Source organism: Alphaproteobacteria bacterium, assembly GCA_016699305.1.
Classification (GTDB): Bacteria; Pseudomonadota; Alphaproteobacteria.
The window spans coordinates 733519-755947 of the sequence record CP064970.1 but is presented as its reverse complement, the minus strand read 5'-3'; the positions used below and the strand labels follow the sequence as shown (position 1 = coordinate 755947).

The following is a 22429-nucleotide window of genomic DNA, read 5'->3' as shown; positions in this document are numbered from 1 at the left end:
CTGGGTTACGCGCTGGCGGCTGCCGGGGCTTCTTCTAAAACCTCTTCGTCATGCCAAGAGTCTTCGGCCTCTAAGGGAGCCACATCGCCGCTTTCTTCATCGGCATTGGGCAAGGCCAATACGGGACGCGCATCCAACAGGCCAGCCGATTGCAGCTCAGTCAAACCCGGCAGGTCTTTCAGCGATTCCAAACCGAAGGCATCCAAGAAAGTGGGCGTCGTGATCCAGGTCAAGGGACGGCCCGGGGTTTCGCGGCGGCGACCGGGACGCACCCAGCCCAGCTCTAGCAACATGTCCAGCGTGCCCTTGCTGGTGGCGACGCCGCGTATGCTTTCGATCTCGGCGCGGGTCACCGGCTGGTGATAGGCGACGATCGCCAGTGTCTCTAAAGAGGCGCGCGGCAAGCGCCGTTTGATCTCGGCCAAGTCCTGCAGATAGGGCGCAAGATCCACCGCCGTGCGGAAAGACCATCCCAAGGCCGTTTCCACCAGATTGATCCCGCGCGTCTGATACCGCTCGGCCAATTCCGCCAACATGTGCCCCACATCGACTCCCGCGCCCATGCGCCGCGCCAGAGCCTCCACCATCACCGGCTCTCTTGACGCGAAGATCATCGCCTCGAGAGCGCGTAGGCATTGTTCCGTCTCTTCGGGAAACAAAGGTAAGGGTGCGGTGCTATTCGTGGCGGCGGTCATGTCGAAGGCTCTTGCGAAAGAATGGGATCAACGGGCTCCTGGCGGCGACGCAGCCAAATGGGGCCAAAGGCTTGCTCTTGCCGCAATTCGGCCACGCCCTCGCGGCATAGCTCCAACCCCGCCGACAAGGTGGCGGCCAAACGTGACCGCGCCGCAAGGCCGGTATCCGCGTTCGGCGCGATCTGAGGCAGGAAAAGGCTTAGCTCACGCCATTCGGGAACGCCGGGAAGGATGCGCCTCAACATCGCCGCTGCATCCTCCATACCGATCAAGGGCAAGGGACGCACGGCCATCATAGGCGCCGGGTGACGCCGCATCGAGGCTGTCAGCGCGGTCAGCAATTGCGGTAGGCTGGCCGTCCAGACGGTACGGGTAGGGATATTTTCGTTGAAATGCCCGCGTGGCAGGCGGTCGCGTCCCAGCAAGGGGCGGTCGAACAAACGCGCGGCGGCATGCTGCATCGCCTCGAGCCGCTGCAACTGGAAGGCCAAGGCGGCGGCCATATCCTCGGGCTGAGGCTCGTCCTCGGGCGGGGGCGTGGGCAACAGCAAGCGCGACTTCAGATAAGCCAGCCACGCCGCCATCACCAGATATTCCGCCGCGACCTCAAGGCGCAGACCCCGCGCCTGTTCGATATACGCGATATATTGTTCGGCCAATCGCAAGATGGAGATACGCGCCAGATCAACCTTTTGATCGCGCGCCAAGCTAAGCAACAGATCAATCGGACCTTCGAAACCCTCCAGCGCGACATGCAGCCCCGTCGCCCCTTCGGCAGGGGCGTCCGTTTCGGGCTGCGGTGTCGCGCCGTGTTTCTCATCCGTCATCGAATGACCCATTCCTTGATCGTGTGCGTGATGGCCTCGGTCGGTAAGCCGATTATCGTCTTGAGCAGATTAAACGATTCCGCGCCCAAGACGAATGAAATCAGCGGCAGAATCACCACCAATAGCAACAGAATGGGCAATCCCCATCCTTCGCTGCTCACATAAATCTTATCAAGGGGTTGCGGCAACAGCGCCCATAGAATGCGCCCACCATCCAGAGGCAAGATCGGGAGAATGTTAAATATGAACAATGATATATTCAGGGTGAGTAGGTTCTCCACATTTTGATCTACCCATCCTTTTTGAGGCACCAGAAAGGTTAACGCCACCGAGATACTTGCCAACAACAGATGCAGCATTAGCCCCGTCAGGGCCACGCCGATGATCCCCAGACGGCGCGGCTTTAAACGGTCGAACTGGACCGGGGACGATTTGCCCCAAGTCAAGATGACGGGAGCCTTGACCAAGACCAGCAAGGTCGGCAACAGCAACGTGCCAAAAACGCTGATATGGCACAGTGGATTAAGTGACAAACGGCCTTCGCGGCGCGGCGCTTTGTCTCCGAAAACGCTGGCCGCCATGCCGCGCGATATTTCGCGCGCCACGATGGTCACCAGAATGGGAATGACCCAGGCACCAAGTGCCTCGGGTGCCAGGCCACGGCCTTCGATAAAGGAACGGCCCATCTCATGCCAAGGGTCCATGGACGCAAGCCTCCATAGGTTAGGAAGGGATCAGGGATTGCCATGCGCGGCCAGGTGACCGAGCAACGTATCCAGCCTTTCGCTCATCTGCGCGATATTGGCCGAGGGTGCGCCGATGTTTTGGGCCTGATTGACGCGATCTTGCGCAAAAGCCCAGCGTTCTTGACTTTCGGGAGACATCAAGGGCGCGGCGATCGACAAATCCACCATCTGCTGAAAATCGCCGTTGCAATGCAAGATCACGTCATTCCCTGCCTCCCAGCAGGCGCGGGCGCGCGTGACCATATCGCCCGACAGCGCGCCCATCACCACGTCATCCGCGATCAACAAGCCGCCAAAACCGATCTCCTTGCGGATAATCTGGTCAATCACCTTGGCGGATTGCGAGGCAGGATGCGCGGCATCAATGGCGGAATAGACCACATGCGCCACCATTCCTAAGGGAAGTTCGCGCAAGGTATGAAAAGCCGCGAAATCCTGCGCCAATAGATCATCCAAACTGGCATCCACCGTCGGCAGGCTTTCATGCGGATCGGGCACGGTGCGACCATGACCGGGCAAATGCTTGACCACCGGCAATACGCCCCCCGCCAGCAATCCATCTGCCACGGCGCGGGCGCAGGCGGTGACCACTTGGACGGTTTCGCCATAGGCGCGATCCCCGATGCATTCGCCCGAACCGGCAGCGGCGACATCGGCCACCGGGGCGCAATTCACCGTGATCCCCAAACGTCGCAGATCGGCCGCGATCAAGCGGCCATTGAGCCAAGCGGCTTCTTGGCCCAGATCCGGCTTACGCGCCCATAAATCTCCGATCGAACGCGCCGTGGGCGGCGTTACCCAGTGCGGCGGGCCAAGACGCGCGACCCGTCCGCCCTCTTGGTCGATGAAGATCGGCACGTCGCTGCGGCCCACTGTGGCATGCAGATGATCGACCAATTGCGATATCTGTTCGGGGCTTTCACAGTTGCGACCGAACAAGATGAATCCGAACGGATCCGCCTGATGGAACAGGACACGTTCTTCCGGCAACAGCACAGGGCCGGCACAACCAAATATGACGGCACGCGGCGGCAACCATTTGCGAGTCGCGGCACGATAGAGATTGGCATCGTTCATGGCGCGTAGACCTTCTTGGATGGCATCAGACGATCAAGGGCGAACCGTCAAACAGGCCGCCGCGCGTTCGCGCAAGGACTCGCATAGGCGCTTGGCCGATGCCTCGTCCAGCGGACCGCCTTGGATACGGTAATACACGCCCTTCTCGCCCAAATCGGCGCGCACCACATCCAGATTTACACGGCCCAGTAGATCTTCATGACGCTTCTTCAGGCGCACAGATTCGCGCTTGGCCTGGGCCTCGTCCGGCACGCTTGCCAGCTGCACGCGAAACGCGCCCGCATGCAGGATCGGGGGCGGTGAGGGGAGGGGCGGGGTAACCGCCGCTGCCGTATGTGGAACAGTGGGCTTTATTCCAGGCACAGGACGCTGTGGCATCGTCACGGCGGGCAAAGGAGGCGCAGGCACTGGCGGAACAGGCTTGACGACCGCCGCTTCATGCCTTCCCGGTTCAGCCGGATGAACAGGCGTCTTTGCAGGTTCAACCGCCGCAGGCAACGGCAACTGGGCTGGAGGAATCGCCGTAGCCTGTTGAGGCGGCGCGGGCGGCACAGATGGAACCGGAGGCCCAGCCGATTCAGCTTGGGGGGCCTGATTAGGAATAGTATCCGGCGGCAATGGCGGCGGCGCGGCGGGGGCCTCGGCACCTGGACGCGGCATGGGCGCTTCCGGGGCAGGCAGAACCCGCGCCTTGTCCGGAGAAGGCGCGGCGCCTTCGGGCGTGTTCATGCGGGCGAATACGTCTTTGTCCTGGTGCGGAATGGCGATCCCGCCGGGCTGTTCGGGACGTTCCTTGACCGGCGCGCCATCGGCCTTGATGACCGGCGGCGGCGCGTTCGAGAACACCAAGGGACGTCCCAGCACAAGGCCTGCGCCCACGGCCAGGACGGCGAAAAGAGCCAATATCTTCCAACGCCCGCGACGATGCGTTGGCACTGGCGGACGCAAATACGGGTCCGTGCTGGGCGGGACGGGACGTGGGTTCTGATCGTTCATGCTCGCATCTCCTCAACCGGGTGAACACCCAAGACAGCAAGGCCGCTGGCCAGAACCAGGGCCGTGGCGCGAACCAGGGCCAGACGCGCCAAACTCAGATCATGATCCTGCTCAACCAGAAAGCGCAAGGAGGGATCGTCCTTGCCCCGATTCCACAGAGCATGAAGCAAACCAGCCAGATCATAAATGAAAAAGGCGATTCGGTGCGGCTCTAAAGCCTGGGCCGCCGATTCCACGAAAGACGGCCACTGCGCCAAGCGGCGGATCAACGCCAATTCATCGGTCTCGACCAACCGCCCCATGGCGGCGGTGGATAGGCTGACATCATCTAAGGGCTGCCCCGGCAAAGCCTGAGCCGCGTTTCGTAACACCGAGCAGCACCGCGCATGGGCGTATTGCACATAGAACACCGGGTTTTCGCGCGATTGTTCGCGCACCTTGGCAAAATCGAAGTCTAAAGTCTGGTCGTGCCGACGGGTCAGCATGGTAAAGCGCGCCGCGTCCGGCCCCACTTCCTCGACCAATTCGCGCAAGGTGACGAAATTGCCCGAACGCTTGGACATCTTCACAGGCTCGGCATCTCGAAACAGACGCACGGCATTATACAATACGGCATCGAAGCGCGCTTTGTCGTTCGTCACGGCGCGGGTTCCCGCGCGAATGCGCGTCACCCATCCCGCATGATCGGCGCCCACCACCGTCAGCAGCCATGTATGGCCGCGCAAAAACTTATCGCGGTGATAGGCGATATCGGCCGCCGCATAGACCCAGCGTCCGTCCGACTTCTTCATGGGACGATCCACTTCGTCGCCGAACTGCGTGGCGCGCAGCATGGGCAGCTCCACCGGCTCCCAATCCTCGATCTTCTTGCCCTTGGGCGCGGCTGGCACGCCTTGATAAATCAAACCGTGTTCTTGCAGATAATCGAAGCACTCTTGCACTTTTCCGCTGTCGATCAAGGCGCGCTCGGAGGTGAACACATCGTGTTTGACGCCCAGCAGCGCCAGATCCTCGCGGATCAAGGCCATCATTTGATCGACGGCAAAGGCCCGCACCACCGGCAGCCAGACTTCCTCGGGTTTATCGCGCAAATCGGGACCATAACGCTTGGCCAAAGCCTCGCCCACGGGATTAAGATAATCGCCCGGATACAGCCCTTCGGGAATCTCCCCGATCGTCTCGCCCAGCGCCTCTCGATAGCGCAAATAGGCCGAACGGGCCAAAATATCCACCTGCCCGCCGCCGTCGTTGAGATAGAATTCTCGCGTCACCGCCCATCCGGCCTTGGCCAATAAATTGGCCAGCACATCGCCAAAGCAGGCATTGCGCGTATGGCCGATATGCATAGGACCTGTGGGATTGGCCGAGACATATTCCACATTGATCTTCTCGCCCTGTCCCAGGCGCGCGTCGCCATAGCCGATCCCGGCTTGCAAGATGGCGCGCAATTCTTCCTGCCACACGCGCGGCTTCAAGGTCAGATTGATGAATCCCGGCCCCGCGATTTGGGCCGATTCCAGAGAGTCCCAATCATTCAGATGGCGCGCGATAACCGCCGCGATCTCTTGGGGCTTGCGCGCCATCGGACGGGCCAGCACCATGGCCGCGTTGGTGGCGGCATCGCCATGGCCGGCCTCGCGCGGGGGCGAGGCTTCGATCGAGGAGGGCAATGTGTCCAAAACCGGCAAATCGCCGGCACGCTGGGCGGCGGCGACCGCCGCGATCACAGCTTGGCGAACCTGCGTATAAATGTTCATTTTCCTATTGATTCCTTTTAGACCGGATTTTCCGCCAGTCTATCGGGGACGGTTTGCGCGGCCTAGTGAAAAAAAACGATCCCCACGAACAAGCCGATCAACAGAAAAGGCGCGAAATGAACCACGGCCAGACGCCTGCGCAAGACCCAGGCCCCACCGATCCAAAATAAAGCCAACCATGACCCCAGCATCCAGGCCACCGCCGCCGGAAAAGGCCCCGCCGCCAGCACCGCCACCGCCGTCCATTTGGCGTCCCCCATGCCCAGGGCGTCCCGATGAAACAGCCGAAACCATATTTCATTGGTTATCCAGACGATCCCCAGCGCCAGAACGCTCCAACCGACCGCCTCCGCCGCAGCAACCGGATCGCCGCGTAGAATCAGACCGATCAAGGATAGGACGCAAGCCGGAGCCAGGATGACATCGGGGACCAATCCCGTCTTGGCATCCCATATCGCCGCCAAGGCCAAAAGGGCCATGGCCGCCCATGCCCATAAAGAGATATCATGCATCGCGCTCATAGATTAAGGGCCGTAGCATGACTTGCCACGGCCCACAAGACGATGCAGTCCCCTAGGCGACGGATGATTGGGTGCCCCCACGGCACGCATCACTGCTTGATGAATGTATTCATCCATTTTCTTCCGGCGGCGGTCGAATAGAGACAGAAAATATGCGGTGGAATGAGGTCGGCAGATGATTTCATTTCTATTTGCACGCCATGCCGTATTCGGTATGATCGCGGCCATGACCTCAGCACGAAAGGATGCCAGGATGTCGATATCTACTCCGGTCGCCTCTATAGTTCCTCCCTATCTGGAAGAGCGTCTCGGCGATGCTGCTGCGGCCATTGACACTGGGGATATGGGCAAATTGAGAACAGCGGCGGATTGTTATGTCACTGTCCTTCAAAGCCCCTCTCAATTCGAAAGACACGGTTTATCCGAATCGGATCAAGTCGAATTGCAAAACGATCCTTATGTCGTAAGCTCCTGGGAGGTTATGCTTGATCAATTAACCGTGCATAGAGAGTTCGAACGGGCATTGTCACTCGCGATTCAGACCATGCCCAAACACCGTCAGCCGCATGGAGATACGGCCTTGGTGACCTTGGCTTCGGGTCGCTGCCCACCTCTTGTGGAAACGCTGTCTGAAAAAGCACCGATACGGACCATACAAGAAATACGAGACGCCTTTGAGGCCACATCGGTGGATACCACGCGTTTTAGAGTTCTGTCGGGCATGTATGATCGGGCCGTTAAAATATATTTCAATCGGAACCCAAAGAATGCATTCGCAATGTTACGCAAAGCCATTAGTTCTACCTCCCCGGATGGCCTGGCCGTGCAAGCCGCCCAAACGCTGCGCGATGTGACCGAGCGACATATGCAGGTGGACCCCAAGACAGTACTCGATCATTTGCGCCACACCATTCAGCCCAGGGGGTACTGTGGACCTGGTCCAATGGCTCATCATACGGCGCCCAGCTTTCTGCGGCATGCCAGGACTTTTTTTGCCGCCAATCCAGAATCCACAATGGAAATCTTACCTTCCGCTCTTAGCGAATGCCTGCTGTATCGCAAAGATCAAGCCATGTCGTTGGATTTGGCTGAGGTATTAGCCCTGTTGCCTCAGAGCTTCTCCGAATATCCTTTTGAATCGTTTGAGAGTATGAAATTAATTACGTATCATGACAAACGCAACGGTGCGGATAGAACCGAGGCGGCCTTGATGCTCCTGGGGCATGGTCCACGCCTGTTTAAATTGAGCGCCGACCCGGAACCTGCTTTGGATGGTATGAGCGCAGCTCTGGGGGCTCTTCCTGCCACGCATTCGCGCCGCCGCCTTGCAGCGATCCTCTTGTTACGCCATGCCAGACGAGTGAAGCCAGGCCGTGAGCGTGTGGCGTTGTGGCCGGTGTGCCACAGTCTTCAATATCCCGAACAGCTTAAGCCTTCCACTCAGCGTTACGCCATTCGTTTCTTTGACCGCCTAACCACAAAACTCCGTGAACGAAATCCAGAGGCCGCTTTGCATAGTATGTCTGGCGTGTTGTACTCAACTCCTCACGGCGGTGTTTTGGAATCCAGCATTGCCAAGCATATGCTAGAAATCGCAGTCGATCCGCGGATGAAGCGTAAATCTTTTTCCTCATATGTTTCATATGGTATGACCAATCTCACGGAGCGTTTCGATGAGATCAGTGATTTTGGGCGGCGCGCGCGTGACATACTGGAACAAATAAACAAACGAAAAGAACAGGAATCGCTCTCCAAGCCACCCGTCACCCCCATGCGTCCCCAAGATTTTGTCGGTAGATTTGTTGTCGCAACGCCCTGCCAGCCGTCGAGGTAAGACCGCTTACCGCTGATCGGGGCGGTCTGGAAACGCCAACTGACATTGGGCCAGTTGCATCAGACTTGGACCGACACCCTAGAAGCCATGGAATGTCATGACGGTTGTTGCGGTTGACACGTCTGAAACGAGAGGGCGATTTTTGAATGAGGGCGGCATGGTTTGTTGTGCGCCTCCTTCTCATTATGAGTCACTTCCTCCAAGGCGGGGGCCATCACCGCCTTGCGAACAGTGCCCGAACTATAAGGCCGTCAGCATCCGCGCGACCAGGGGATGCCGCACCACGTCCTTTTGCGTGAAGTGGATGGTCACGATGCCTTCCATCCCGTCAAGACGCCGGGCGATTTCCGAAAGCCCCGACACGCCTTGCAGCAAGTCGGACTGATCCGGATCGCCCGTCAGCACCATGGTCGAATGCCAGCCGAGGCGAGTCAGCAGCATCTTAAGCTGGCCATAGGTGCAGTTTTGCGCCTCGTCGATCACGATAAAGGCGTTGTTCAGGGTGCGCCCACGCATATATCCAATCGGCGCGATTTCGATGGTGCCGTCGGCCAACGCGGCACGCAAACGCTTGCCCCCCATGCGCTCGTTAAGCGCATCATAAAGAGGCCGCAGATAAGGGGCCATTTTTTCCTGCAAATCGCCGGGCAAGAAACCGATGCTCTCCCCCGCCTCGATGGCCGGGCGGGAAAGCAGGATTCGTTCGATGCGCCCGGCTTCGAGCGCCTCGACCGCCGCCGCAATCGCCAGATAGGTCTTTCCCGTACCCGCAGGCCCCAAGCCGATGGTCAGGCTGTGCGAGGCCAAGGCGTCCATAAAAGCGGATTGATTGGGGTTTTGTGGCCGAACGCGGCGGATATAAGACTGTTCGCGCCGCTCCTCGCTCTGCAGGGGGTCCCAAACGCCACGTGGCTTTTGGTCCTTGTCTTCGCGTTCCGCTTGGCGGCCTGGACGGCGGGAAGCGGAAGAGTCAATCGCGTGCAGACGCGCGGCGTTCTTGCCCATGCGAGCTTTTCTCCTGGGTGGTGGTGAACGGAAGATGGGAAGAAGAGGAAGGACAAAAAGCCCAAATACGAAAACCGAACATGGCCCCGCTGCCATCGGACGCCAAGGCGTCAAGCAGTCTCGATCCTGGACAAGGGTTGAGGCCGACGAACGTGTTCACCCTCCCTCATGGTGCCTTCTGCCGATAGGTTAACATATCCGCTATAACAACACGATGACCTCGGATAAGTCCCTCCAGAGAAAGACATATTCTGGATACATCCAGAAACCATAAGGAATGATTAACGCGCCTGTTTGGGATATGTCATGCGGGAAAATAGAGGCCATAGGATCACCCTATGAGAAACTAGGCCGGTCCTGTTCTGCCACGGGATTGGATAAAAAGAATCCCCAGCCCTGCCATGGCCGAGGCGAAAGAACCGAGCAACACGCCCAAGCGCACGGTGTCGTAGAGGGCGGCATCCGTAAAAGCGATCTGGCCGATGAACAGGCTCATGGTAAAGCCGATCCCGGCGATCATTCCCACGGCCAGAATATGGATATGGTGACAGCTATGGGGCAGATGCGTCCAACCGGCGCGGATTGCGGTCCACGCGCCCAGAAAAACGCCCAAAGGCTTGCCCAAGAACAAGCCCAGCCCCACGCCCAGCGTCACGCTGTGAAGGAACATATCCTGCGTCACATTTCCCAGCGTCAACCCGGCATTGGCCAGCGCGAAAAGCGGCATGATGCCAAAGGCCACCCACGGATGCAGGATATGTTCAAGCCTCAGTAACGGACTTTGGGCGCGCCCATGCCGATGCGCGCCAAGAGGTATGAACGAAGCCGTCACCACGCCTGCCAAAGTGGCGTGCAGCCCCGACTCGTGCAGACACAGCCACAAAACACACAGCCCGATCATATAAGGCCATAGCGATAGGATGTTGACCCTGTTTAAGGCATACAACGCGCCCGAGACAACCAAGGACAAGACCAAAGCGCCGCCATGCAAGTCACCGGAATAGAACATGGCGATGATCAACACCGCGCCAAGATCGTCAATGATCGCAAGGGCAAGCAGGAAAATGCGCAAGCCGGCGGGGATATATCGGCGCATCAGGCCCAGAACGCCGGCGGCAAAGGCGATATCGGTGGCCGAGGGAATCGCCCATCCTTGCCGTAAGGCGGGATCATGGGCGTTAAGGGCCAGATAGATCCCTGCTGGAACAACCATGCCGCCGATCGCGGCGCATACGGGCAGCAAAGCGCGATGGCGGGTCGATAGCTCGCCATCCATCACCTCGCGCTTGATCTCCAACCCTACCAGCAGAAAGAACAGAGTCATCAATCCGTCTTTGACGATTCCTGCCATGTCGGGACCATCGGTCCAAACGGCATGATGCAAGGCAAGGTGATAGGCCTGTGCCAAAGGCGAATTCGCCAAACCCATGGCCAGCGCCGCCGCCAGGACCAATAAAATGCCCGATGCGGATTCTTGGGACAGGAATCGCTGCAATAAGCTGGGCGAGGCTGATGTCATCGGGCTATCCCTTAAAGGAACACCACCATACAACAGCGCGCCCGGTTAAGAACATCTAAAGGCCATGGTCGCGCATGCCACCTACACACCATTCACAAAGGCCCATAAAGCGGCGTCAACCGCTGTGATGAAGATGGAGAATCTGCGATTCAGCGATTACGTGGATTGCGGGGGATGGATGCCCGCATGCGCGCTAGGGCATGTCTCGCTGGGGCTATGTGCATAAGAATCTCTCCCATCACTTATTCTGGCCGATGGTACTGTGGTCTAGAAGAAATTCACCCACGCAACCATCAAGCATTCCAAAGCCGGTGGACAGTGCCTAATACCGCGCATGTTGGGTATGCGCCACCAAGAGGCAAATTCCGGCTTGGTCGGCCAATTGGGTCAGCAGCTCGTCGGAATGCGACTGGCCGCCCGGATGGATGACCGCTTTGATCCCGGCCTCGATCAGCGTTTGTAGCACGGCCGGATTATCCAGCGGCATATCCAAAGCGGCCACGGCATGCGAGGCGTCCGGAGTCAGCATCAGGGCCAAGCGCGCGGCTTGGTCCCAATTCGCTTGTCCGCCTGAAATGGCCAGGCTTGCCCCGTCGCGCACCAGGACCAAAGCGGGGGAGGGCACATGCTTGGCCAACATGAAGGCCAAGATCAAATCGGACATTTGGGATTCGCTGGCCAATTTGGCGCTGGCATAACGGACTCGCTCGCGATCAAAACGCTGCGCGTCGGCGGTTTCGATGAGGGTTCCGCCCGAGATGGAACGCAGGCGCTGAGCGGGCGGCAGGGCGGCATGTTCGTGTCCTGGCGGCGTGCGGCGCGTCAGCAGTAGAACCACGTCGGTCATTTCTCTTAGGGCCCCACGCGCGGCGGCGGCGGCATCGGGAGAGACGATTACATTCGGTAAGTGGTTCGATTGAACCAACACATCAACCAGGTCATCGGATAAAGGCCTGTTGACCGCGAGCACCGCTCCCGGCATCAATCTGCCGGGTAGGGCCACCGCGCTACCCTCTAAACGCTGCCATGCCGCAAGCAAGGTGGAGCCTTGGGCGACGGCGCGTACCTGACCATGCCAGGCCAAGACCACAGCCGGCTGTTGTAGATCCATAACCAAGGAATGGGCGGCATCGGCCGCAATCCACGAAGGATGGCCTGGACATTCCCCTTCGACCATCAAGGCGGCGGCCAAACCATTGGTCTCGGTGGCCGAGTCATTCACATACAGAGCGGCTTGTTGCTGCGGGTTCTGTGCGCTGGACAAAATCGCCCTTAGGCTGCTGCTAAAGCTAATCCGTTCAGGAAAGGACTCTCCCTCATGCTGCGAGAACCAGGCGGCAATCATACTGTCTCGCGCAGCGGTATATGAAAAAGCTGACGCGGCCAAGCCTCGACGGTAGCCCGTGCGCATCGAACCGCCGTGTTCCTCGACCTCGGTCATAAAAGGCGCGTACTGGTCGGGCGAAGTCAGCACCGCTACGCATTCATGGTTGCGTGCTGCCGCGCGAATCAAGGCCGCGGCCCCGATGTCAATATTCTCGAGACATGTGGCCATGGACGCACCGCGCACGGTGGCGGCGGCAAAGGGCGGCAGATTCACGACCACCAAATCGATGGGCTTAATCTGATGCTCATCCAACATAGTCATATGCTGTGGATTGCCGCGGTCCGACAATATTCCCGCATACAGCTTGGCGTGCAGAGTCTTCAAGCGACCGTCCAGCGTGTCGGGCAGATCGGCACACTCGGCAACATCCAGCACCGGGATTCCCTCGTCAAGCAAACGCCGTGCCGAATTGCCCGTGGCTATCACCTCGACACCCTGCGCCGCCAGGAAACGCCCCAGCGCCACCAAGCCCGTCTTGTCGAAAGTGGAAATCAGCGCGCGACGCAACACATAACTGCTCTCGCTCATGACCCGGCATCCTCGACCAAATCGCGCTGTGCCGGAAGCGGTGCAGCGGCAGTCTTTGTGGAATCACGTCCCCCCGCGCGGCGTTCGCGTGCCAGCGTCCAGCACAGGCGCGTGCTTCCGTCTTGGGTCACGCCGCCGGCCACCACCTGTTGCGCACGACGTAAACTGATGCCGTCGGCCAGATTGATGCTTTCCTCTAAGGCTAAGAGGCCTCCCTCGCCCATCGTCAGACGCCAACCATGGCCGTTGGTCAAACGCAATAGCACGGCCACGCCTTCTTGGATCAACGAAGCCTGAACGCCCGGCTGCAAGTGGAAACGCAAGGCGAAACTGTGTCCGCCCGTGCCTTCCAGCATGTCCTCGCCGCGCAATTCCTCGCCATCCGAAGACAGGCTCAGGCTGCGATGGTGACGCAATCCAAAAGACGTCAGATAACCGTCATGACTGGCCTCGACCTCATGCGTGCCGTTCTGCTCGGAACGCTGGCACGAAATGCGCGCCGGACGCCGTCCGATGCCGCCTTGGGGCAAGACCTCGGCCGCGTTCGTCTCGGCCACGGTCAAGGTGCTGTGCGCGGCGGTGGCCGCAAGAGCCATGCGCCAATCGGGATCGTCATGCAGCATCGCGCCACAATTGGTGATGATCCTCTCGCGTCCCACGCTGACCTCGAAGCTCAGCGGTCCGGCATGGGCGCGACCGTCAAAGCCGGCAGGCGGCGGCAACCCCACATCCAGCAGCACCACGCTGCGCCCGGCGCTTAGACGCTCAAAGCCGCTTTCGCGCAAGCTTTTTAACGCGCGGGGACGGGGTTCGGCCTGGGCCAGGATCGCCTCGATCCGCTCGGGCGAATCCTGAATTCCTCCATTGAACAAGGCCAGGCCGCCGTCGCCGTGACGCATCAGACGCAAAGCGGGAGCCATCCAATCCAAGGCGTTTTGCAAATCGGCCGGCACGGGCAGCTTGGCCGTGCGCATGGTTACGCGAATTTCCACCAACCGTTCCAGCAGCTGGGCCTGAATCAACGGGCAACGACTGATATGGCCGCCATCGGGGAGGATTTCTTCGGCCAAAGCCGTATGCAACCCCGCCAGGGCCTGGGAGACCATGGCTTCACTATCGGTTAGATTCAACGCGCCCAGCAATAGGCCGTGAATCGCCGCGAAACGTCCCGGTCCACGCGGCGCGGTGCGCATGATACGCGCCAAATGCCGTGTTTGCCGCGACAGGCTGTCAAAGACGCGATGGCGAAAGGCGTCGTCCGCGCTGGCGCAAAAGAAATCGTGCAGCACCACCCAATTGGCTAGACGTGCGCCCACCAGCGACGGAGTCCAAGCCACGCGATTCCACAATGTGTTCGAATCCAGCCAGGACGATACCAAATGCCGCGCGCGCCGACGCGCCTCGTCTCCGCCCACCGCGCGCAGATCGCGCAGCCAATCGAAGCCATGCACATAGGACACCCATGGTGTCTGAGCCTCAACCGGTAGCCAATCGGCCGGATCGGCGCAAAAGGACTGTCCCGCAAAGCGAAACGCGCCTTCTAGAATCGCCTGCCCCGCCCCCGCATCGCCCGGCCACGGATCGCTGGGAACGACGGCCAAGACCTGCGGCACCGGACCGCCCAAAGTCAGTCGATAGATCGGATTGGCGAAGGCCAGCGTTTCAAGATGCACGCGTCCGCGCGTTAAGATCTTATCCCAGGCAACCATTGGCACCCCTAATCTTCGTCCATACTGAAACCGCGACCGCAACGGGCGAGTCGTTCGATGGCATCACCATACCCTTGCGGACCGTGTCTGAAAATAGCCGTCCCCGCCACCAGTTCATCGACCCCAGATTCGCAGGCTAACAGACCGGTTTCAGGGGTAATTCCACCATCAACCGTCAATTTCGTTCTCAGCCCCCTTTGATCGATCATCTCTCGAATCGCGCGAATCTTGGGCAATTGCTCGGGCAAGAATCCTTGCCCCCCAAAACCAGGCTCGACCGTCATGATAAGGATACGATCCACAAACCCCAGAATCGGCTCCAAAACTTGTGCCGTGCTGGAGGGATTAAGCGCCACCCCTGCCTCAGCGCCTTGCTCTCTGATGCGGGACAAGGCTGTGATGAGGCCGTTAGAGTCGGTTGCCTCGACATGGATCGTCACGCTATCGACCCCGGCCTTGAGGAATGGTGCGATCCAAGCCGCCGGGTCACTGACCATCAGATGCGCATCAAAAGGCAGTCGCACAACCGGACGCAACGCCGCCACCAACGCCGGCCCAAAACTGAGATTGGGCACAAAATGGCCATCCATAATGTCCAGATGCAAGCGATCTGCCCCCGCTTGAGCCACCGCCAGAACCTCATCCCTCGCCCGACTGAGATCGGCGCACAGCAAGGAGGGCGATATAACGGCTTTTTTCATGGGACTCTGGTAGCAGGCCACCTAGGGCATGGCAAGTCCATCCCCTCCTTGCAATCGGTTGTCGCCGGGGCGTGAATTGCCTATACAAGATGGGGTGATCCGTTATCTAGACAGGTAAAACATGCCCCAAGAGATCAAAGATAGTGTTTTTCTGCCCCGCACCGAATTTGCGATGCGCGGCAATCTGCCCCAGACCGAGCCAAAATGGTTAGAGATGTGGCGCGGCATGGGACTGTATCAAAGGCTGCGCCAGCAATCGGCGGGACGGCCCACATATATCCTGCATGACGGCCCGCCTTTCGCCAATGGGCATATCCATATGGGCCATGCGCTGAATAAGATTCTCAAAGACGTGGTGGCGCGGTCCCATCAGATGTTGGGGTTTGATGCCCCCTATGTGCCGGGCTGGGACTGCCATGGATTGCCGATTGAGTGGAAAATCGAAGAAGAATACCGCGCCAAAGGCAAAGACAAAGATCAGGTACCGGTGTTGGATTTTCGGGCCGAATGTCGCGCCTTTGCCCAAACATGGAAAACCGTTCAAAGCCAGGACTTTCAGCGTTTGGGCGTAGTGGGCGATTGGGAGAACCCCTATAGCACCATGACTTTTGCCGCCGAGGCGCAGATCTTACGCGAAATCCACAAATATCTGATCAATGGCAGTCTGCATCGCGGGGCCAAGCCCGTCATGTGGTCGGTGGTCGAGAAAACGGCCCTGGCCGATGCCGAGGTCGAGTATCACGATCATGTCTCGACCACGGTTTATGTGGCTTTTCCTATCGCTAAGACCTCGACGCCCGCATTGGAGGGCGCGCAGGTCGTTATCTGGACCACCACGCCCTGGACTCTGCCCGGCAATCGCGCCATCGCCTTTGGCCCCGAGATGACCTATGGCGTCTATGCCGCGCCGTCGGGCGCGCGCTATGTGCTGGCGGAAAGCTTGGCTGAACAGGTATCCCAGGCCATCGGACAAACCCTGACCAAACAAGCCAATATCCTCGGCCCTGATTTGGCTGACACTGTCTGCCACCATCCCTTGCGCGGCCAAGGCTATGAGTTCGATGTGCCTTTGCTGGTCGCCGGTTTCGTCACGCATGACACCGGCACCGGCTTTGTGCATATCGCTCCCGGCCATGGCGCGGACGATTTTTACTTGGGTCAGAGCCACGGATTATCGATCCCTGAAACCGTGGGCGATGATGGTGTCTATGGTCCCAGCGTGCCTCTGTTCGCGGGTAAGCGCGTATTGACCGAAAAGGGAAAAGAAGGCGACGCCAACGCCGCCGTGATCGAAGCCTTGACCCAAGCGGGCGCGTTATTGGCGCAAGCCAAGCTGACGCATAGTTATCCGCATTCCTGGCGTTCGAAGGCCCCGATCGTCTTTCGCACCACGCCGCAATGGTTCATCGCCATGGATGACACGAACGGATTGCGCGCCAAGGCTCTGTCTGCGATCGAGGCCACGCGCTTTGTGCCCTCCCAAGGTTATAATCGTATCAAGTCGATGGTGGAGCAACGCCCCGATTGGTGCGTCAGCCGTCAGCGCGCCTGGGGCGTTCCCTTGGCATTCTTCGTTCACAAGACAACGGGCGAGGCGCTGCGCGATCCGGCCGTGCTGGGACGCATCCAAGCCGCTTTTGAGGAGCAAGGCGCGGATGCCTGGTACGCGAACACGCCCGAAAGCTTTCTGGGGGCGAACTACAACGCGCAGGATTACACCCAAATCTTCGATATTGTCGATGTGTGGTTTGAATCCGGTTCGACCCATAGCTTTGTTTTGGAACAGCGTCCTGAACTGACATGGCCCGCCGATTTATATTTGGAAGGCTCGGACCAACATCGCGGCTGGTTTCAATCTTCCCTGCTGCAATCTTGCGGCTCGCGCGGGCGGGCACCCTTTCAGGCCGTCTTGACCCATGGCTTTACGCTGGACGAGCAAGGACAAAAAATGTCCAAGTCGATCGGCAATATCGTCGCGCCGCAAAACATCATCGAGAAATACGGGGCGGATATCTTGCGCCTTTGGGTGCTGTCCACCGACTACACCGAAGACCAACGCATCGGCGACGCCATCCTCAAGCAACAGGCCGATGTCTATCGCCGCTTGCGCAACACGTTGCGCTATGTCTTGGGCGCATTGGATGGATTTACGCCTCAAGAAAACCTGCCCTTTGATCAGATGCCCGAGGCCGAACGCTGGGTGCTGCATCGCGTGGCCGAGATGGACGCCAGTATTCGGCAAAACATCCATGACTTCGCCTTTCACGCCATCTTGACCGATCTGCACAGCTTTTGCGCCCAAGACCTATCGGCCTTCTATTTCGACCTGCGCAAAGACAGCCTGTATTGCGACCGGCCCGATGCTATCAAGCGTCGCGCCGCGCGAACGGTGATGAACATCCTGTTCGATTATCTGACGGCATGGCTGGCCCCCATCTTGTGCTTTACCGCCGAGGAAGCCTGGCAAGTCCGCCGCGCGGTCAGCCCATTCGCCGCACCCGAGGAAAGCGTGCATCTGCGCCTGTTCCCGGATGTGCCTAAGGCTTGGCGCGATGAAGTCCTTGCCGTACGCTGGAAGGATCTGCGCGATCTGCGCCGCGTGGTGACGGGCGCGCTGGAACTGGCGCGGGCGGAAAAGAGCATCGGATCAAGCCTTCAGGCCGCGCCCGTGGTGACGGTGACCGCCCAGCAAGCCGCGCTGTTGCAAGGCGTGGATTTTGCCGAGCTTGCCATCACATCGGACCTTACCTTGCGCCAGGGCGATGTCCCCGCAGGCGCGTTCACCTTGCCCGATGTCCCCGGATGCGGCGTGGTGGTAGAAAAAGCGGTGGGAGAGAAATGCGAGCGTTGCTGGCGCATCTTGCCCGAGGTCGCGGCTCATCCCCGGCATGTGTGCGGTCGTTGCGAAGATGCGCTGGGCAGCATGGAGGGCGCATGAAATATGCTTTGAAGATGGGCGCGAACCCGCGCCATGTGTTGTCGGCTTTGGCCCTGGCCGCCGTTTTGCTGGTGCTGGATCGCCTGACCAAGCTTATGGTCATGGGCGCGGTACTGCCTTTGCCGCCGCCACGACGCATTCCGGTGCTGCCTTTTTTGGATCTTGTGGCGGTGGCCAATCGGGGAGTTAGTTTTGGTCTTTTCAATGACCACGGGTTGCCCGCCATCGTGTTCGTCGGAATCAGCCTGGCCGTGACCGTCTTTTTGCTGATTTGGCTATGCCGTGGGGTCAGCTTGTGGGCCAGCCTGGCCCTGGGGCTTGTGATCGGCGGGGCCTTGGGCAACACGCTAGATCGTATCCTGCTGGGAGCGGTGTTCGATTTTCTGGACTTCCATATCGCCGGATGGCACTGGCCGGCCTTCAACCTGGCCGATAGCGGCATCGTGATCGGCGTCGCATTGCTGTTGCTTGACGGCGTCTTCGACAAGACGCACAAGAATAAGAAACATGCTCAGAAGGAATCCTCATGATGACGCCGTTTCGTTTGATGCTCATGGCCAGCGCCGCCACCGTCCTTTTGTCGGGTTGCTCCAGCGTGCGCGATACGTTGGGACTGACGCGCAAGCCGCCCGATGAGTTCTCGGTGGTCGAACGCGCGCCCTTGTCCCTGCCTCCCGATTTCGCCTTGCGTCCTCCGCGTCTGGGTGCCCCTCGCCCCCAAGAAAGCAACCCGGGCGAGGACGCGCGACGTGCGGTTCTGGGCAGCGCGCCCACGGCCCCCGCTTCCGCCTCCGCCGCCGAAAGGCAGCTTTTGGAAGGCGCAGCCACTAAGGACAGCGACCCGAATATCCGTGAGCAGATCGACCGAGAGGCGGCCCAGACCGCGCAAGGCAACAAGAAACTGGTGGATGATATCCTCTTCTGGCGCGGTCCGCGTGAAACTCCGGCCGCCGTGGTGGACGCCCCTGCCGAGGCCCAGCGCCTGAAAGGCAATGCGGAAAGCAAGGCTCCCGCCGATAAGGGAGCGACCCCCATCATCGAACGCGGCAAATCGGGCTGGTTGGGGTTCTAAGACACACAGACAAAAACGGGAGGTTCCATGCGGTTTCATCGGGCAGTCTTTGTAGGTGGGCTGATGGCCCTGCTGGGAACAACGGCTGGTGGATGTGCTCCCGTCGAATCCTCCACGGCCGGTAAGCCAGGGCCCGCTATTGCCGCCGGACTGTTTTATCCCACCACCTTTACGCTGAAAAACGGCATGGACGTGATCGTGGTGCCCAACCACCGCGCGCCTGTCGTGATCCACCAAGTGTGGTACCGCACCGGTGCCGCCGATGACGCGCCCGGCCATGCAGGACTGGCCCATTATCTGGAACATCTGATGTTCAAGGGCACGAAGCGACATCCGGGCGGGACGTTCAGCCGCTTGGTCAGCAGCCATGGCGGTCATGACAACGCCTTCACCAGTTACGACACCACCACCTATACTCAGACCGTGCCCGCCGATAGACTGGAATTGGTGATGAGGCTTGAAGCTGATCGTATGGCGGGGCTTCACTTTCCCGTCGCCCAGGGCCTGACCGAACGCGACGTGGTGCTGTCCGAACGGCGCGAACGCACCGATGACGAGCCGTCTGGCCGTCTATGGGAACAGATGCGCAAGGCGCTGTACGGCGTCAGCCCGTATGGTCGCCCGGTGATCGGCACGGCGGAGGAAATCAAGGGCCTTACCCCCGCTTTGGCCCTGGAACGCCACAAAAAAAACTACGCGCCCAATAACGCCATTCTTGTGGTTTCGGGCGATGTGGAACCACAAAAAGTGCTGAAGCTGGCCGAGAAAACCTATGGCCGATTGCCCCGGCGTTTTGTGCCCCCTCGTGATCGCGCACGCGACCCCATGGACCGAACGGCACGGCCCGCGCAGATCAAAGTGTGTGATGCGGGATTGCGCCAAGCCAGTTGGCAAAGATGGGGACGCGCGCCCAAGGCCAGCGACCCGCGTTCTGCCGCTTTCGAAGTCCTGGCCGATATTCTGGGCGGCGGACGCACCAGCCGCCTCTATCGCCGCTTGGTGATGGAGGACAAAATCGCCACCGGCGCAAGCACCTCGTATCAAGGCGAAGCCTGGGACGAGGGCATGATGACGCTGAGCGTCTCGCCCATGAAGGACTCCTTGGGCAAGATCGACGCCGTGATGGCCGAGGAAACGGCGCGTTTGGTTCGAGATGGTGTGACTGCCCAAGAAACCGCCGAGGCGATCGAGCGTCTGAAACGCATGGGCATCCTGGCCCGCGACGATGTGACCGATCCGGCCCAGGTATTGGGCCTCTCGGTCGCCACCGGCCAAAGCGTGGCCGATGTTGAATCCTGGCCTGCGCGCATCGCCGCCGTGACGCCCGAGCAGGTACAACAAGCCGCCAAGGACGTGTTTGGCCGCACAGGCGGCTGGGTAACCGGTTGGCTGTTGCCGCAGGAACAATGCGCCCAGATCGCAGATAACGCCGCACAGCAGGAGCCATAAGCCATGATCGCCCCTCTGACGATACTCTTGTTTGCTCGCACGCGACGTTTGGCTCTTGGCCTGTTGGCCCTGGCCGCGCTGACGGTATTCGCGGTCCCCGCCCAGGCCTTGCCCCAGGTGCAGGAAGTTACCAGTCCCGGCGGAATCAAGGCATGGTTGATCGCCGACTCGCGATTGCCGATCCTGTCGCTGTCTTTCGCCTTCGAAGGCGGCATGGAGACCGATCCGCCCGACCGGCAAGGCTTGGCGCGATTGGCCATGTCCCTGATGGACGAGGGTACGCAAAGCATGGATGCCAGCGCCTTTCACCAAGCCCTTGAAGACGACGCCATCGAGTTTTCCATGGAGGCCCGGCGCGACTCGTTAAACGGCCATCTTCGCGTCTTGACGGAAACGCGCGAACGCGCCGCGCGTCTGGTGGCCGAGGCCCTGACGCAGCCGCGCTTTGACGATGTCGATATCGCGCGCATGCGCAACGCTCAACTGGCCCTGTTGCGCCGTTCCCTGAACGATCCCGACTGGTTGGCGCAACGCGCCATGCTGGATATCGCCTTGGCGGGTCACCCCTATGGTCAATGGGTCTTGGGCACGCGCGACAGCCTGGAGCGCATCACGTCGCAGGACTTGCGTGATTTCACGCGCGGACGCTTGGCGCGCGACAATCTGACCGTCACGGCGGTGGGCGATGTGACGCCCGAAGTGCTGGGCGCTTTGCTGGATCAAATATTTGGCGGGTTGCCGGCGCAATCCCGGCCCGTGGGCATGCCTCCGGCTCGATTGAAGGATCTGGGACAAAGCGTGCTGATGCCGCGCCAAGGCGCACAGACCACCTTACTGCTCAGCGCGGCCGCGCCCAGTTATCGTGACCCCGATTGGTTCGCCGCGATGATCGTGAATTTCGTTCTGGGCGGCGGCAGCTTTGAATCGCGATTGATGACCGAGACGCGGGAAAAGCGCGGACTGACCTATGGCGCGTCCAGCTTCCTCACGCCTTATCGCGAGCTGGGCATGATCCAGGCGCGGGCCTCGGCCAATAACGACCGCGCCGCCAAGGCCCTGGCCGTCATGCGTCAGGTATGGTCCCGCATGGCCAAGACCGGCCCCACGTCCAAGGAACTGCGCCAAGCCAAGGACTATCTGGCCGGCTCACATGCCGTGGCCCTGACATCGAGCGATGACATGTCCGCCTTGATGCTGTCGATGAAGCGCACGGGAATGGGTCCTGACTTTCTGTCGGAATACCCCAAGCGCCTACGCGCCGTGACTGCGCGCCAAGCTCAAAAAGCCGCCGCGAAGATGCTGACACCTTCGCCCTTGATCCTGATGGTCGGCGCGCCTGAACATATGGCACCCACGAAGACCATCCCGACCCTCTTGGAATCGGGAACCCCAATCACGCAGCAGGAAGAATAAGGTAACTCTCAAGCCGAAAATTAAGCATGCAGGTCTGTAATAAGGATGTTGGCGGGCTTTGTGAGAATATAAAGGATGTTCCTGGCGCTGTTTCCTGGTCGTTGAGTAACGGAGAATAGGGCGCAAAGAACTTCCAACGTCTCGCGAATGACGGCGATAACATATTGGAAAGATGGTGAGTCCGGCGGGGCTCGAACCCGCGACACTCTGATTAAAAGTCAGATGCTCTACCGGCTGAGCTACGGACTCGCCTGA

Annotated in this window: 18 protein-coding genes and 1 tRNA gene; 6 read left to right on the top strand and 13 right to left on the bottom strand. The window is 59.8% G+C overall.

What is annotated here, in order from left to right; translation table 11 throughout:
• Positions 1–5: 5 nt before the first annotated feature.
• The 7 genes from scpB to IPI58_03465 all read right to left on the bottom strand — a co-directional run bounded on the left by scpB (position 6) and on the right by IPI58_03465 (position 6619).
• On the bottom strand, positions 6–695 hold the full coding sequence (gene scpB, locus IPI58_03495) for an SMC-Scp complex subunit ScpB (GenBank protein ID QQR69729.1): 690 nt from the start codon (positions 693–695) through the stop codon (positions 6–8).
• Positions 692–1522: a segregation/condensation protein A gene (locus tag IPI58_03490; GenBank protein ID QQR69728.1), complete on the bottom strand. Its 831-nt coding sequence runs from the start codon at positions 1520–1522 to the stop codon at positions 692–694. Before IPI58_03490 ends, scpB begins: the two co-directional genes overlap by 4 nt.
• Positions 1519–2226, bottom strand: a complete 708-nt coding sequence (locus IPI58_03485) for a site-2 protease family protein (protein ID QQR69727.1) — start codon at positions 2224–2226, stop codon at positions 1519–1521. The genes IPI58_03490 and IPI58_03485 overlap by 4 nt, the downstream gene beginning before the upstream one ends.
• A gap of 30 nt (positions 2227–2256) precedes the next feature.
• Positions 2257–3345 (bottom strand): beta-N-acetylhexosaminidase, encoded by a 1089-nt coding sequence (nagZ, locus tag IPI58_03480; GenBank protein ID QQR69726.1) that lies wholly within the window; start codon positions 3343–3345, stop codon positions 2257–2259.
• A gap of 33 nt (positions 3346–3378) precedes the next feature.
• On the bottom strand, positions 3379–4341 hold the full coding sequence (locus tag IPI58_03475; protein QQR69725.1) for an SPOR domain-containing protein: 963 nt from the start codon (positions 4339–4341) through the stop codon (positions 3379–3381).
• On the bottom strand, positions 4338–6098 hold the full coding sequence (locus IPI58_03470; protein QQR69724.1) for an arginine--tRNA ligase: 1761 nt from the start codon (positions 6096–6098) through the stop codon (positions 4338–4340). Before IPI58_03470 ends, IPI58_03475 begins: the two co-directional genes overlap by 4 nt.
• 62 nt (positions 6099–6160) lie before the next feature.
• Positions 6161–6619 (bottom strand): prepilin peptidase, encoded by a 459-nt coding sequence (locus IPI58_03465; protein ID QQR69723.1) that lies wholly within the window; start codon positions 6617–6619, stop codon positions 6161–6163.
• Positions 6620–6794: 175 nt separating this feature from the next.
• On the opposite strand from IPI58_03465, the gene IPI58_03460 reads away from it, so the two are divergent.
• Complete coding sequence (locus IPI58_03460; protein ID QQR69722.1) at positions 6795–8453, top strand: hypothetical protein; 1659 nt, start codon at positions 6795–6797, stop codon at positions 8451–8453.
• Between the two features lie 240 nt (positions 8454–8693).
• Here IPI58_03460 and IPI58_03455 read toward each other — a convergent pair whose 3' ends face one another.
• From IPI58_03455 to rpe, 5 genes are all read right to left on the bottom strand, one after another.
• Positions 8694–9458, bottom strand: a complete 765-nt coding sequence (locus IPI58_03455; GenBank protein ID QQR69721.1) for a PhoH family protein — start codon at positions 9456–9458, stop codon at positions 8694–8696.
• 346 nt (positions 9459–9804) lie between these two features.
• Positions 9805–10977 carry a Na+/H+ antiporter NhaA gene (nhaA, locus tag IPI58_03450; protein QQR69720.1) on the bottom strand — a complete coding sequence of 391 codons (1173 nt, stop codon included), beginning with the start codon at positions 10975–10977 and terminating at the stop codon, positions 9805–9807.
• A gap of 322 nt (positions 10978–11299) precedes the next feature.
• Positions 11300–12892: a hypothetical protein gene (locus IPI58_03445; GenBank protein ID QQR69719.1), complete on the bottom strand. Its 1593-nt coding sequence runs from the start codon at positions 12890–12892 to the stop codon at positions 11300–11302.
• Positions 12889–14565 (bottom strand): heparinase II/III family protein, encoded by a 1677-nt coding sequence (locus IPI58_03440; protein QQR69718.1) that lies wholly within the window; start codon positions 14563–14565, stop codon positions 12889–12891. The genes IPI58_03445 and IPI58_03440 overlap by 4 nt, the downstream gene beginning before the upstream one ends.
• Before the next feature lie 44 nt (positions 14566–14609).
• On the bottom strand, positions 14610–15302 hold the full coding sequence (rpe, locus tag IPI58_03435; GenBank protein QQR69717.1) for a ribulose-phosphate 3-epimerase: 693 nt from the start codon (positions 15300–15302) through the stop codon (positions 14610–14612).
• Positions 15303–15423: 121 nt separating this feature from the next.
• Between rpe and IPI58_03430 the strand changes: the two genes are divergently transcribed.
• From IPI58_03430 to IPI58_03410, 5 genes are read left to right on the top strand one after another with little or no spacing between them, the layout of a single operon-like run.
• The gene (locus IPI58_03430) at positions 15424–18240 is read left to right on the top strand and encodes an isoleucine--tRNA ligase (GenBank protein QQR69716.1); all 2817 of its coding nucleotides are present in this window, start codon (positions 15424–15426) and stop codon (positions 18238–18240) included.
• A 14-nt stretch (positions 18241–18254) separates the two neighbouring features.
• Complete coding sequence (gene lspA, locus IPI58_03425) at positions 18255–18770, top strand: signal peptidase II (GenBank protein QQR70029.1); 516 nt, start codon at positions 18255–18257, stop codon at positions 18768–18770.
• Entirely contained in the window at positions 18767–19312 is a 546-nt protein-coding gene (locus IPI58_03420) for a DUF3035 domain-containing protein (GenBank protein QQR69715.1), read from the top strand. The genes lspA and IPI58_03420 overlap by 4 nt, the downstream gene beginning before the upstream one ends.
• A gap of 27 nt (positions 19313–19339) precedes the next feature.
• Complete coding sequence (locus tag IPI58_03415; GenBank protein QQR69714.1) at positions 19340–20761, top strand: insulinase family protein; 1422 nt, start codon at positions 19340–19342, stop codon at positions 20759–20761.
• A 3-nt stretch (positions 20762–20764) separates the two neighbouring features.
• On the top strand, positions 20765–22174 hold the full coding sequence (locus IPI58_03410; protein QQR69713.1) for an insulinase family protein: 1410 nt from the start codon (positions 20765–20767) through the stop codon (positions 22172–22174).
• Positions 22175–22347: 173 nt separating this feature from the next.
• Here the strand turns inward: IPI58_03410 and IPI58_03405 are convergent.
• Positions 22348–22423 (bottom strand) — tRNA-Lys (locus tag IPI58_03405).
• Positions 22424–22429: the final 6 nt, after the last annotated feature.